Below are 14,776 nucleotides of genomic sequence, written 5' to 3'. Positions count from 1 at the left end.
AAAAAAAACTTTACTTTCTTAGAAGTAAAAGTGTTAACTTTGTAAAAAAAATAATCATGGGTAGAGGAGACATACGTACCAGAAAAGGAAAAATTACTGCCGGTTCATACGGAAAATCACGTCCGGCTAAAGCAAAAGCAAAAAAAGCTAAAGCATACGCTGAAAAAAAGAAATAGTTTTTAGTGTGTAACTGCTATTGAGCTTGTTTTTAAACCGGCTATAAACTACACTTACATTTTAAATACTACTAAGGGCATTAATTATAAAAAACCTTTTTTATACTTTTTGTCCATAGATTTTTATTGTCCAATTAGTTCTATTGTTGCTTTTCTGTCTACTTTTTTGTTTGCATTATATACAAACTCTTTTAAAAGAAAAACTTCTTTAGGTTGCTCATACTTTTTCAGGGATGTGCTGAATATTTTTTGCAACGCATCTAAATACGCACGGCTTACATTATCTGTTTTGCCTATAAAAACAACCTTTTCACCTAACTTTTTGTCTTTGATTCCGGCTATAAAAAAGGGGAAAAGCACTTTTTTTGAAAGAGCAGACTCAATTATTTCAGGAAAGACTTTAATGCCGCCGCTATTTATAACATTATCTTTTCGGGCAATCCAATTAAAGGCTTGATTTCCTGAGAGCTCAACGATATCATTGGTTTGTATCCAGGGAGTATCTAAAAGCTCATCTTTAATTTTTAGACAATTGTCGTTATTTACACCAATTTTCACTTGAGGTAAAAGTGTATAAAGACTTTGTGTTTCCGGAGCTATTCGTCTTAAAGCGATATGGGTTAGAGTTTCGGTCATTCCAAAGGTGGCAAAAATATTATTTTTGAAAAGGGACAAACGCTCTGTCATGTCTTCAGAAAGCGGAGCTCCGCCAATTATTACGGTATGTATTTTTTCAAAAACAGCAGTACTGTGCGGGTCACTTAAAATACCTTCTAACTGATACGGCACAAAAGGGGCAAAAGAGATTTTAATCTCCTCGGGCAGGTCTTTTAATGGGTTGGCATCCGGCTGTACAAATAACACCCTTTGTTTATTAATCGCTGCCCTTACCATCATCATTCTTCCGGCAACATATGTTGCGGGTAATGGCAAAAGAGTTAAGTCACCTTCCTTAAGATTAAAAACATCTGCACTTCTTTTTGCCGAGTTTGCCAATTGTTCTCGTGTAAAAGTAATTTCTTTAGGTTTTCCGGTAGTTCCCGAAGTTTCAAACACAAACGATTGAACGTTCTTATCAAGCCACTTATTAATAAATGCGCTATATTCGAGCATATACTCTTCTGCAAATGGCTCTCTTCTTAGCCAAACGCGTATTTCAGCATTTGAAAAATTGTAAAAGTCTATTATTTGCATATTTATTGAAACTTAAATAAAAGACAAAAATGAACGGATTTTTTTAAAATTACTATTGATTAACAGACTTTTTTAAATTCAGGAAAGGAATATCCCAATTTATCTCCCGATTATATCCAAGTTTAGGGCCGTCAAGATATAAAGGAGAAGTGATATTGTTCGTATATATTTTTCCGGTGCCCAGACCTTGAGGCATTGTTGTTTCTTGCAGGGCTGTCCACTGTGCTATAGCGCTCAGACCAATATTTGATTCCAATGCCGAAGTTACCCACCATTTTATTTTATGTTGCTGACAAAGAGAAACCCATGAGGAGGTTTCACTAAAGCCGCCAATTAAAGAGGGTTTTAAAATTATATATTGGGGCTTTATGATGCTTAATAATTCTTCTTTAAATCCTCTGTTCTTTACTCCGATAATTTCTTCATCCAAAGCTATGTCTACCGGACTGTTTTTACAAACTTTACTCATCAAGTCATAGTTTCCGGCGGCTATAGGTTGCTCAATGGAGTGTATTTTCAATTTTGCTAAATCATCAAGTATTGAAAAAACATTTTTTTCTGTAAAAGCACCATTCGCATCAACTCTAATTTCCAGCTTTTTCTCTGAATATTTTTCACGTATCCATTTTAGAAAAGATAATTCTTTTTGCCAGTTTAAGGCCCCAATTTTAATTTTTATACAAGTAAAATCGTTTTTTACTTTATCCTCTAATTGCCGGCTCATAACATCTACATCACCCATCCAGACCAGGCCGTTAATTTCAATAAACTTTTTTCCATTTGTGAAATCAGAGGGATATAAAATTCGGCTGCCGTTTTGATTTAAGTCTGTCAATGCTGTTTCAAAAGCAAACTTAAGAGCCGGATAGCCATTGGGTAAAAGCCCGGAAATATCTTCTGTCGTTTCTGCTTTTTTGCATATTTCTTCTAAGTGCTTTTCCAGTTCAGGCTTGTCGTCAGGAGATAAGCCCGGAATAATATTACACTCTCCTATGCCGATCTCCCCTAAATTATTTTCTACGATAATAAAATAAGAAGCTTTATCATACAAAACACCTCTGGAAGTTCCTGCCGGCTTGTTAAATTTCAGAATATACTTTACCCATCTGAAGGTTAAATTATTTCTCATGATTACTGTTTAAAAAGTATTAAAAAATCAGCAATTGGGCTAAAGAATCAGAAGTGCAACTCCCATTAATATGACTACAAAAAAAGTAGTTAGCGCCTGAACTTTTAGCTGTGCATCTAAGCTTTCATTTTCGTCTCTTAAAACGGCTTTTAAATGAATGAAGCTTATTGGAAGGAGCAACAAAAACAAGTATTGAATTGTTTTAAAATCACTTAATAAAGCAAAAGTAATCAGACTTAACCAGGCTAAAATTATAATCATAAAATGGTATATAACTGCATTTTTCTTGCCCATTTTTACAACTAAGGTGTTTTTACCTGATTTCTTGTCGTTTTCATAATCCCTAAGGTTGTTTACGTTTAAAACCGCTGAACTAAATAAGCCTATTGCAATAGCCGGCAAGAAAACATCCACAGATAGACTTGCAGTATGCAAAAAGTAAGTCCCGCAAACACCTACCGGGCCGAAAAACAAAAAAACAAACAAATCTCCTAAACCTCTGTAACCGTATGGATTTTTGCCAACGGTATATTTAATGGCAGCAGCTATGGCTACTACACCCAGCAAAAAGAAGAAAACACCATAAGAAAGGTAAAGTCCCCGGGTTCCTACTACAATTAAAGCTATACCTGAAATTAAAGCTAAAAAGCTAAAAAAAATGATTGCTTTTTTCATTTTTTCAGCCGGAATTAATCCACTTTGCACAGCTCTTCGAGGCCCAACTCTGTCTTCATTATCAGCTCCGGAAGCGGCATCTCCGTAATCATTTGCCAGATTTGATAAAATTTGAAGAAAGACAGTTGTCAGGGCGGTTAAAACAGCAACATATTCATTAAAAATGCCGTGATAGGCAGCAATTACCGATCCCATGAAAACAGAAGCCAGTGCCAAAGGCAAAGTTCTCAGCCGGAAAGCTTCTAACCAGTGTTTGATATTTATGGCAGCTACATTCAATTTTTAGGCTTTTACTCCGAAACGAAGAAAATGGATATATGCTTTTAATACTTTGTCGTTCAATTCAGTAGGTGTAAAGACTTCCAATATTGAGGCTTTTTTAGAGTGAAAAAAATCTTTTAATTGCGAATCCAGTTTCTCCGCTTTTTTGCACTCAGTATATGAAATTCCAAAAGTTTGGGCAATGCCTTTTGCTGTTAGCTTATGTTGGCTTTCTAAAAACCGTTGTGTGAGCTCGTTTTTTTCAGGTCCTTCAATTATTCTGAAGATTCCGCCACCCCCGTTATTTATAATAATTATTTTTAGGTTTACTGGAAAGTTTTCCAGCCACAAACCATTGCTGTCATAAAAAAACGCCAACTCTCCGGTAATTAAAACAGTTTGCTTTTCAGGTACAGCTATGGCAGCCCCCACAGCAGTAGACACTGTTCCATCTATGCCGCTGGTGCCTCTGTTTGCATAGGTATATAATTGTTTATCGATAGCAAAAAGTTGTTGATAACGAATAGGGGTGCTATTTCCTATTTGGACATTTGATTTATCCGGAATAGCCTGTAAAATTGATTCAAACACCTTAAGGTCACTGTATGGGCAATCGGCTAAGAACTTCTTATGTCTTTCTTCAGAAAGTTTATGCTTTTCCTTCCAAATCGATTTATAAGTTGTTTTTACTTCCGGCCAGTTTTCAACTTTTGAGAAAAACACTTCCGGGCTGATTTGCAAGTGATGAGTCAAAGATTGATAAGTGTCCTGAATGTTGTTTTCGGTGCCTATATGCCAGTGCTGGAAAGCTTTATGTTTTCTTAAAAAAGCCTTTATCTTCTTTGAAACGATTTGCCCGCCGAAAGTTATTAAAAGCTCAGGCTGCATTTTTTCAGCTTCTTCAATTTCATCCGTATTAAAAAGAAGATTGTCAATACAAGGATTGAATGCTTCTCCAAAAAGATTAGAGGTAGATTCAGACAAAAGGCTAACCTGAGAGAGCTTCCCGAGTTTATTCAGAGACTTATTTATTATTGGGTTCGGGTGATTCATTCCGCACAAAATAAGGGTGGAGCCGGATTGTTCCCAATCGTTTTTCAGTTCTTTCCATTGATTTTCAGCTAAATCAGCTATGGGCAGAAGGTGTTTTATTTGTTTGACCTTTTTAAATTGCTCTTTGGGTAATTTACCATATAGGGGTTCTGAAAAGGGAAAATTTATGTGGACAGGCCCTGCTTGAGGGTAATAAGCGGCATTCAAAGCTTCATTGATTAATCTGCCGGAATACCAACGACCATTGTCATCAATAATTTGCTGTGGTATGTGAACACTTTTATTCACAAAATCTCCGAAAACGTTTTTCTGACGTATTGTTTGACCGTCATTTTGGTCAATCCATTCCTCCGGTCTGTCGGCGGATACAATTATCAAGGGTATTTTTTGATAGTGGGCCTCTACAACTGCCGGCATATAGTTCATAACGGCTGAACCGGAAGTGCAAATAACAGCTACCGCTTTTTTTGTTTGCTGCGCCAAACCAAGTGCATAAAAAGCAGCACTTCGCTCATCTACCATTACATCTGCCTGTATGCTTTTGTATGAGGCTAAAGTAAGAGCCAAAGGAGCATTTCGTGATCCGGGAGAAACAACTATGTGTTTTAAACCCTTTTGTATGAATAGTTCCGCAAACTGGTAAACGGATTCTTTGTCAGAAAAAAATGACATATATATACCTGCTTATTAATTATAACCTAAAAATCGCAATAGTGTTTTCATTTTCCACTCTGTTTCCTCCCATTCAGCAGAAGCATCAGATTCTTTTGTTAAACCGCCTCCTGCAAAGGGGTAAATAAAACCATTTTTTATTGCTGCACATCTTAAGTTCACAAATATATAACAATTGCCATTGGGAAAAACAGGCCCCAGAAAACCGGTGTAAAACTTTCTGTCGTATTCTTCACTTTTTTTAATGAATGCCTTTGCTTTTTCTTTTGGCACACCACAGACTGCGGGAGTCGGGTGAAGAGCCTTTAATATAGAAATCAATTGCTTTTTTGTATCAAATTCTTTTATTGTAAAGTCTGTTCGCAAATGCTTTATCTCGCCATAAACATGATCATAAGTTTTAGAAACAAGCACATCTTTAAACCCATGTTCCAGAATATTTTTTAAGATATAATCAGTAACAAATTTTTGTTCTTCTATTTCTTTTTTTGACCAGCCTGTTAAGCTGTTAAATGGAAGAGTTCCTGCCAAAGACATGCTGCTAAATTCTTTGTTTTCGGTTTTACATAAGACTTCCGGGCTTGCTCCACACCAAGTTCCTGTTTCAGGGGTGTTTAGAAGATAGCAAAAAGCCTCATTATAAGTGTCCCTGAATTTATTAAAAAACGCAACCGGATTTAGCTCCTTCGGAAAAGGGAATTTATTGGTTCTCGATAAAACCACTTTATCCAAACCCCCATTTGCCAATAATTTTTTAGCATTATTGACTTTTTCGGAATAAGTCTTTTTATCGGCAAAGTTTATGTTAACTTCTGCATTAATTTTATCGACATTTAATGGAGAAAGATTTCTTATTTTTTCAACAAACTCAGTATTTAATTTATTCGTGTAAATTTCAAACTCAGGTTCAAAAACAAACATTTTTTCTTCCGGAAACAAAAAAGGTGAAAGCCAAAACTGTTTTTTATCGGTAATTTCAGGTGGGTTTATAGTTTGATGAGGCTTAGAGCTTTGTATCATCAAAGTGCAAGAACTTTCATTGGGCAGGCTATATAAGATAAAGCTGAAGTTTTTGTTTGCACAAATAGTATAAATGTCGCTTAGCAACTCCCTTTCTTTCAAAATTACTTTCTTCTGGGTAAAACAATTATTGTCAAACGGCTTACAGCAACTAAATTTTGCTCATCGTCTTCAATTTTTATATCCCAAATATGGGTTGTTCTGCCCTGATGGACGATGGTAGCCTTGCCTGTAACTCTACCTTCCCGAACGCCTCTGAGGTGATTAATATTCAGTTCGACTCCTCTGATTTCGTACTCTTCAAGGTTTACCAGCATTGTTGAACCGGCACTTCCCAAAGATTCTGCCAAAGCTGCTGAAGCACCTCCATGAAGTAAGCCCATTGGTTGGTGGGTTCTTTTATCAACCGGCATGGTCGCTTCAAGATAACCTTCTTCGGCAATAGTATATTCTATTCCCAGGTGTTCCATAAGTGTGTTGGGGAAAAACTTTTTCAATTTATTTTTTCTTTGATAAGGATTTCAAAATCTCCCACATTAACGACATCCCCGGGAAATAGTTTTGCCCTTTTCCGTTTTTCATTTTTTTTGTTTAAAAAAACACTACCGGAAGCTATGAGCTCACCGGCTTCACCACCGGACATGCAGACATTGGTAGCTTTCAACAGTTGATTTAGTTGTATAAATTCTGTTTTTAAGCTAAAAGTGATTTTTTCCTTAGCACTGCTTTTTGACATAACTTGTGTTTTTGCACAAAGTTAATAAATTATCAGCGGGCTAATTCTTAAATCATTATCAATATGAAGCTTAATGTAATAGGTGCCGGCAGGGAAATCCATTTTAATGCCTCTGCTTAAATGTTGAGCATCTGTTTTTTTACGAAGCATTTCCTGACCTAAAACATTTTTGATGCTAAGATAAATCTGATTGTGATTTAAATTTTCCAGCTCAATGGTTAAAATTTCTCCGGAAGCTATTGGATTTGGAAATAAATTAAAGACCGATTCATCTGTAAGCATTTCAACAGACACAATGTTTACGATAACGGAAGAAGATACCGTACACCCATTTTCAAGAGTTACAACAACGGTATACTCACCACTTTTCTCAGCAATCAGTTGCTGCCCGGTTTCCCCGTCAATTACATCTCCTTCAAAATACCATTGAGTTGCCCCTGAAGCGTCTACTGTCAGAATATTTTCATCAACATCAATATTTGGAGCCGGAGGATTAGTAAACTGAATATTCGTTATGGATGACATTTTTTCACAACCACTGTTATTATCAACTACCAATAGCCGATATTGCCCACCGACTGTTGCTTCTAAGACAGGTTCTGTTGCGCCGCTAATTGGGTTGTTGTTAAGGTACCACTGATATTGCAGGCCTGTTACAGAAGAAGCTAAAAAAGCGGTATCTCCCGGGCAAAAAGTTTGGCTTTCTCCCAAAATATTGATTTCTGCAACCGGAAGAGGGTTTACTTCTACATCAACTGTTGAAGATGTCGTTGAACCACAGCCATTTGATGCTACTATATTGTAGGTGCCGGATTCTGTAACTGTGATGCTGGAATTTGTTTCACCGATGATATTTATTCCGTTTAACTGCCATTGGTATTGTGTAGCATCAGTAGAAAAAGCTTCAATCTCAACCTGATCTCCCTGACAAATGGAAACAGTTCCAAATTGCTGTAATTGAACATTAGGCGGATCTCCACTTTCAATAATTTCAATTGCGGAAGATGTAGCTGAGCAACTGCTGTTTAAGTTCGTAACTACAACTGTATACTGCCCTTCTGTTCCAACGGTAAAACTACTTCCCGTAGCTCCCGGTATATCTGCTCCGTTAAATTGCCACTGATAAGTTACACCTGCTTGTGGTGCGGTATTTAAAACAATCGTTTGTCCCTGGCAAATTGAATTTACAGATGGAGGTATTATATTGGCTGTTGGTGATGAGTTTATGGTAACGGTTACTACTGACGAAATTTTACTGCAATTATTTGATGATTCCGTTACTTCAACGGTGTAGTTACCTGTCTGCAGGGGCTCAAATGTTTGTCCTGTTGCTCCGGGAATCGGATTTCCATTCCTTCTCCAAACATAAGTTAAGCCTGTTCCCTGTGGAGCTTCCAGAACTAAATTGTCTGAAGGACAAACCGTATGTGGTCCACCGGGCGTTATGCTTGCCGGAGGGTCATTGAAGTATGAAATTGTAATTGTATTTGAAGAGGTATTTTCACATCCATTTGCATTTATAGCCTCTAAAGTGTAATCACCTGCACTGAAAACATCATGAGTTGAGCTATTTGTGCCAATCGGTGAACCATTTAACAGCCAGGTATATTGCCAATCTGTATTTCCGGTAGACTCCAGTGTTACGCTTTCACTCGAACAAAGATTAGTAGGGCCAAGTGCAATGATATCAAAAACCGGTTGACTTTCAACAGATATAGCATCTGAAAAAACGGTAGTATTGCTACCTGCGACATTTGTTGCCGTAAGAATTACGTCATACTCTCCGGGTGCACTATAAGTTACAACAGGGTTTTGAGCATTGGAGGTAGCAGGTGTGCCACCGGGAAACTCCCAAAACCAACTACTGGCAGAAGGGGTGCTTGCATCATTAAATTCTACTGTTTCTCCAACACAAATACCCGGATTTGCAACGGAAAAATCAGGAGTAGGCTCAGTCTGAGTTTGAACTCCCGTAATGTTAATATTATCAATAAACAAATTGTTCCCCTGTGTACCTGCATTATAACCTTCAAACTTAATCAGCACCTGGTTTCCAATAAAAGCATCAAGATTTAGTGAAATACAGTCAGCTCCAACTAAGTTTCCACCTATATTTACTTTTTCCAAACACCAGTGATTTACTTGAGCAGGAGTAAATGGTTGACTGGTTGCTGTATTTGTCGCCATTGTTCCTGTACCGTCTTCTCCTATTTCATAAATTCTCTGCCAGGAAGATCCACAGTCTATGGATACATAAAGAATAATAGAATCAGTAGGGGCAGGTTGTTGCGAACCTTGTACCACAAACCTTCTGTAAGCATGTTCAAAATCAAGCGTTACGGAATCATATCCTGTTAAATCAAGCAATGGAGATATTAGTCCGTCTCTTTGAGAAGATTGAGTATAGTTATAGAAATTCATCCGGGCAGCTTTATCTCCCGGGTTATTTCCGGCTACAGTGACTATATCCCAAGTGATATTATTGTCAGGATTATCAATAGTCCACAAGTTTGTTAAAAAGGAGTTACTTTCAAAATCTTCTGTAAATGGTAAGCTGATGCCCCCATCGTAGATAATTACTTCCGTTTCCAGACTGTCGTTTAAGGGATTATCGTCCGTGAGTCCGTTTGGCAGGCTTGTATAAGCTAAAAAGGTATTCAAACCGGTAGCCGAAGTTATAGCGGGTAAGCTGACTACCTGGCTTTGTCCTGTAGTTAAGTTGCCGCTCCAGCTAAATGTTTGGTTTGCCCCACCGATATTATAATTTATTACTGCAGAGGTTAAAGGCTCACTTCCGTAATTTCTGATTCTAACCTGTGGTTCAATAACAGGAGAGCAAGCTGAACCGGAAGGAGAAACTACTTCAGATATACCCGCATCATTTTCAATAGTATTGTCAATAACACAAAATTGATGAGAAGTTGAATTTCCGAAATCCGCATTTGGAGCAGTCATTTCAAAAAGAGGAACTCCGGCAGCCGTCGTAGCAAAATAGTCTCCGTCAACACTACAGTTTTGCCATTGACTTCCATACATGCCATCACCATAAGAATCATTAATCGTAAATGTATAGCAGCCCACCTCTAAGCAGAATGACTTAACATAGGTAGCTCCACCGGCGACATTTGTGTATGGTCCTCCGGAAACGACCACATTATTTTGATCATCCACAATATTCCAGGTGATTTCTGAGCCGTAACAATCTGTTATTAGTGTAAAGTCGACATCCACACCATTTGGGTCAACATTAAAAGTTTTGGTGATAGTATCATTAAGTGGGTTTTGGTCTCCTAATAAATTTGATACAGCCGAAAAAGTAAAAGTTCCCCCTGTAGATGTTTGAGTTGGTAAGGTGATTAGTTCTGACTGCCCGGTGCTTAATACGCCTGTCCATTGAAAAGTGTTTTGAACCCCGTTCCATTCCCAAACAATTGGAACACTTGTAACGGTATCACTTCCAAAATTTCTCAATCGGATTTGTGGGGTAAACTCGTTTCCACAAACTGTAGACGATGGATCAACAATTTCGGTTATCCCAACATCTGTTGTGAAAGCAAAAGCTGAAAGGCATTGAAGAGCCTGAAAAGCATTAATTCTGCCGGCACCCATTTGAGTTACATTTGACGTCACCGGATCTGCAGAGCTGTAAAGGCATTGCACTAAATCTGCATTGCTTGCTGTCGGTGCATATGATTTCATTAAACCTAATAAACCGGCAACATTTGGAGAGGCCATTGAAGTCCCCTGAATTCTGTTGTAAGCGTTATTGGACGCCCATGTGCTTCTGATGGCTGAGCCGGGAGCAGAAATGTCTATCCAGTTACCATATTGGGAAAAATTGGAACGGGAATCATTGGTTGTTGTTGATGCTACGGCAATTACATTATTGTAACCTGCAGGATAAAATAAGTTTGTGCTATTGCTATTTCCTGCAGCGGCAACTAAAATAGCTCCCTGATTGTGGGCATTATTTACTATGTTTAAGCCAAAGTTTGAACTTCCTCCTCCGCCCCATGACATATTTATGATGTCGGCACCATTATTAGCTGCCCAGGCAATTCCTTCATATCCTGCTGTCAATGCTCCATCGGAACAACGACCAATTTTTACAGGCATTATACTGATATCCCAGCCTATGGAAGCAACTCCTATTCCATTATCCGTTGCAGCTCCAACAGTTCCGGCTACGTGCGTTCCGTGGTTTCCGTTATTTCCTCCACAAGGCATAGGGTTGGTACTGTTTTGATTAGTTGCATCATTACCCGGCACCATTTTAGAGGCAAGGTCAGGATGATCTATTTTTATAGCGTCATCAGTTACAGCCACTACCACATTGGAGCTGCCGGTACTTAAATCCCAGGCTTCCTGTGCCTGAATTCTCCATAAGTGCCACATTCCGGTTCCCGTGGCTGTGTTCGGACCTAAGTCATTAGGAGTTAAAAAGGTGACATGGAGCTCTTTTTTCTCTGCATATTCTATATATGGAACATTTTCTAAATCCCTGATGAGTTCGTCAACTTTTTCGATTTCAGTAAATTTTAATTGATAGGTATTTCTTAGAGCATCATCAGTAAAATCCGGGAAAAAATGATGAAAATCATATATCCCGTATTTATCTTTTAGCCGGTTGACAAACCCCACTGAATTTATATCAACAGAATGGTTCGAGGAAGGAATTACATATTTAGCGTCCGTTTTTAACTGAAAAACGACTATGCTATCCTGATACCATTCGTAAACTGTTTGCGCAAAATTATTATAGCTGAAGCAAAAGAACAGAAGAAAAAAGAGAATCCTTTTCATAAAATTTTTTTCGTTAAAACATATCAATGTAAAAAAACAAAACACCTAAATAGGGTTCATTCTTTTAAAAGAAATAACGATTATAACAAAAATAGCCTTGATATACAAGGAGAAACATCTATTTTATCAAATATTTATATTTAACATTTATTCATTATAACCCACATTCATCTGTTACAAAAGCAACTCTGTACGAAATGCTCAACTTTTCAAAACGGAATTTTCTGTTAAAAATCGTTCAAAAATTATTTTGAACCAGGGAGTAAAGTTTTCGGGATTAGATTGAATTTCTGTAGAAATATCTTTGGTTTTTTTCCAACAGTATGAGGAGGCTTCCTGTGTGTTTAATTCCGGATTTTTATCATAGTATCCAATAAAAACATGATCAAATTCATGTTCGATAAGATTGTTTTCAAACTCAGCTTTATATATGAAGCTAAACTTGTGTTTTAAGGGTGTGTTAAATCCCATTTCTTCCTGAAGTCTTCTTGCAGCGGCATCTTCTACTTTTTCCTCCGGCCTGGGGTGGCTGCAACAGGTGTTTGTCCATTTAGCAGGGGAATGATATTTATCATCCGCTCTTTTTTGTAAGAGCCATTCTCCTTTTTTATTAAATACCAGAACGGAAAAGGCACGATGTAATAACCCCTTTTCATGAGCCTCCATCTTTTCCATAATTCCAACTTCCCGGTCGTTTTTGTTAACTAAAACTACATACTCATCCTTTGACATAAAACTATTTCTTATTTTAATAAAAACCTTACGTTAACATTTAGTTATTGAAAATGTTTTACTTTCTGATGTATAAAAACAAAATAACATCAAATAGAAAGTGTGCTGCAATACAGGCAAATATTCCATAAATGTCAAACAAATAGCCGAAAGAACTGCTGACAAGGATTAAAAATATACCGTAAAGAGTAAGGGGTAAATTTTTAAAAGATATATAACCGTGTAATAAAACGAAAATGATAGAAGTAATCCAAATCCCTAAAAAGGGCTGCACAGCACCTCTGAAAAATATTTCCTCGCCCACTCCGGCACAAAAAGAATAAAAAAGGATGTGATGAAAACCGGGATTAATTCGTGAAAAAAGATTTTTAAAAAATAATCTGCTTTTTTGAAATGAAGGTAATCGAATAATCAAAATAGCCAGTAAAGCAGTGACAAGCCCTGTAGACAAGCCAATCATCAGCTGTTTGCTAATACTTTCTCCTTTAGAAAAAAAGTCAACAATCTCTATCCCCTGAATGTAGTAAATAATCAGCAACCCGATTATGCTAAATCCAAATAGCGTCAGTAATGACAGATAAAATAAATTTTTCCGGGTCAAATCGCAGACTTTTTTTGTTGAGCAAAGATAGGTAAACAAGTTTTTAGTCCGAAACAAAGCCTAATTGTAAAAATATAAACTTAGCCGTTCACTTGTATTCCTTCCTTTTTTTATCTTTGATTTGTTTGAAATAAAAGTTTTTTACCTTTATTTTAAAAATATTACCCAATTTTAGTCCTTTTTATCTGTAATTTATCCACCATGAAGCTTAACCAATCATTGTTTTTTAAGAAGGTTTTTAAATCGCTCAATGTATTTTTTGTAATAGTTTTTCTTTTAGCCTCAAAACTAACTTTAGCCCAAACCACCTTTCCGGTTAATGGTCCTTTTGATGAAAGGCCGGAAGTTTTTGCTTTAACAAATGCTGTTATAACAATCGCTCCCGGACAAGTTATTGAAAACGGCACCATAGTAGTCAAAAAAGGAATTATAGAAAGTGTTGGGCAAAATGTGCGGATACCTGAAAATGCAGTAGTTTATGATATACAGGGCGCTCATATTTATCCTTCATTTATTGATCTGTATACTTCTTACGGCATAAAGGAAGTAAGTGGTGAAAGAAGGAGCAGAAGAGACGGACCCCAATTTTTGTCGGATAAAAAAGGTGCTTATGGTTGGAACGAGGCTATAAAACCGGAGATACGGGCGCACCAAATTTTTCATCGTGATAACGATAAGGCAGAATCTTTCAGAAATCAGGGATTTGGAGCTGTTCTTTCACATCAGGAAGATGGAATTGCAAGAGGAACCGGCGTTTTTGTGAGTCTGGCAAACAAGCCGGATAATGAAGTAATCTTAGAAGATATGGCTTCTGCACATTATTCTTTTGACAAAGGCTCTTCAACTCAGGATTATCCGGGAAGTTTAATGGGAGCAATTGCCCTCATCAGACAAACATATCTGGATGCTGAATGGTATAAAAACGGTGGAAATGAAAAAGAATATAATATTTCATTAGATAATTGGAACAAAATTCAGAGACTACCACAGTTTTTTGAAATAACTGACTGGCTAAGCTTATTAAGAGCTCAAAGAATTGCAGATGAGTTTAATAAAAACTATATCTATGTGGGATCCGGAGATGAATATCAGCGTTTAGAAGCAATCAAAAATACAGGCCGACCATTGGTTATTCCTCTCAAGTTTCCTGACGCTTTTGATGTAAGCGACCCCTTTGATGCTTTAAACGTCAGCCTTGCTGATATGATGCATTGGGAAATGGCTCCTTCAAATGCCGCTTATCTCGAAAAGCATAATATAGATTTTGCAATTAGCAGCCACGGACTGGAAAACATCAATCAGTTTAGAAAAAGCTTGGAAAAAGCTATAAAACACGGTCTTTCAAAAGAAGCGGCAATGAAGGCATTAACCACTAAGCCGGCTGAAATACTTGGTTTAGAAGATAAAATAGGGACTTTAGAAAAAGGAAAAATTGCTAATTTCTTAGTTACCTCCGGAGATATATTTGATGCTTCTACAAGTATCTATCAAAACTGGATACAAGGCGTTTCTCATAAAGTGACTGATTATGATTTCATAGATATAAGAGGTACTTATGAACTCACTTTAAACGACATGAGAACTTTTAATCTGATTATTGGTGGACAAGCTCACAAAATAGATGTAAAACTTCAGCAAGACACCATAGAAAAAAAGATACACTTCGAAAGAAAGCACTTTTTGATAAGCATGATGTTTGAAGACCCAAGCGCAACAGTTGAAGG

General features: G+C 37.2%; 12 protein-coding genes. 2 read left to right on the top strand and 10 right to left on the bottom strand.

The window, feature by feature from the left end:
* Window positions 1-56 precede the first annotated feature (56 nt).
* The gene (locus EA412_01435; protein ID TVR82552.1) at window positions 57-176 is read left to right on the top strand and encodes a 30S ribosomal protein THX; all 120 of its coding nucleotides are present in this window, start codon (window positions 57-59) and stop codon (window positions 174-176) included.
* A gap of 123 nt (window positions 177-299) precedes the next feature.
* Here EA412_01435 and EA412_01430 read toward each other — a convergent pair whose 3' ends face one another.
* The 10 genes from EA412_01430 to EA412_01385 form a co-directional block, all read right to left on the bottom strand.
* On the bottom strand, window positions 300-1,370 hold the full coding sequence (locus EA412_01430) for a hypothetical protein (protein TVR82543.1): 1,071 nt from the start codon (window positions 1,368-1,370) through the stop codon (window positions 300-302).
* A gap of 52 nt (window positions 1,371-1,422) precedes the next feature.
* Window positions 1,423-2,499, bottom strand: coding sequence for an o-succinylbenzoate synthase (locus EA412_01425; protein ID TVR82542.1), 1,077 nt, complete (start codon window positions 2,497-2,499; stop codon window positions 1,423-1,425).
* Window positions 2,500-2,538: 39 nt separating this feature from the next.
* Window positions 2,539-3,432 (bottom strand): 1,4-dihydroxy-2-naphthoate polyprenyltransferase, encoded by an 894-nt coding sequence (locus EA412_01420; GenBank protein TVR82551.1) that lies wholly within the window; start codon window positions 3,430-3,432, stop codon window positions 2,539-2,541.
* 24 nt (window positions 3,433-3,456) lie between these two features.
* A complete protein-coding gene (gene menD, locus EA412_01415; GenBank protein TVR82541.1) occupies window positions 3,457-5,160 on the bottom strand; it encodes a 2-succinyl-5-enolpyruvyl-6-hydroxy-3-cyclohexene-1-carboxylic-acid synthase in 1,704 nt (567 codons plus the stop codon).
* A gap of 15 nt (window positions 5,161-5,175) precedes the next feature.
* Window positions 5,176-6,282, bottom strand: a complete 1,107-nt coding sequence (locus EA412_01410; protein ID TVR82540.1) for an isochorismate synthase — start codon at window positions 6,280-6,282, stop codon at window positions 5,176-5,178.
* A 2-nt stretch (window positions 6,283-6,284) separates the two neighbouring features.
* Entirely contained in the window at window positions 6,285-6,650 is a 366-nt protein-coding gene (locus EA412_01405) for a PaaI family thioesterase (GenBank protein TVR82550.1), read from the bottom strand.
* Window positions 6,651-6,673: 23 nt separating this feature from the next.
* Entirely contained in the window at window positions 6,674-6,916 is a 243-nt protein-coding gene (locus EA412_01400) for an RNA-binding S4 domain-containing protein (GenBank protein TVR82539.1), read from the bottom strand.
* Window positions 6,917-6,937: 21 nt separating this feature from the next.
* Window positions 6,938-11,719 carry a PKD domain-containing protein gene (locus EA412_01395; protein ID TVR82538.1) on the bottom strand — a complete coding sequence of 1,594 codons (4,782 nt, stop codon included), beginning with the start codon at window positions 11,717-11,719 and terminating at the stop codon, window positions 6,938-6,940.
* Window positions 11,720-11,920: 201 nt separating this feature from the next.
* Window positions 11,921-12,451 (bottom strand): isopentenyl-diphosphate Delta-isomerase, encoded by a 531-nt coding sequence (locus tag EA412_01390; protein TVR82537.1) that lies wholly within the window; start codon window positions 12,449-12,451, stop codon window positions 11,921-11,923.
* A gap of 58 nt (window positions 12,452-12,509) precedes the next feature.
* On the bottom strand, window positions 12,510-13,091 hold the full coding sequence (locus EA412_01385; protein ID TVR82536.1) for a CPBP family intramembrane metalloprotease: 582 nt from the start codon (window positions 13,089-13,091) through the stop codon (window positions 12,510-12,512).
* Between the two features lie 162 nt (window positions 13,092-13,253).
* On the opposite strand from EA412_01385, the gene EA412_01380 reads away from it, so the two are divergent.
* Window positions 13,254-14,776, top strand: a 1,523-nt coding sequence (locus tag EA412_01380; protein ID TVR82535.1) for an amidohydrolase, incomplete at its 3' end; no start/stop codon positions are given.

Source organism: Chitinophagaceae bacterium, assembly GCA_007695095.1.
GTDB lineage: Bacteria > Bacteroidota > Bacteroidia > Chitinophagales > REEL01 > REEL01.
This window is presented reverse-complemented; position numbering and strand designations above follow the sequence as displayed.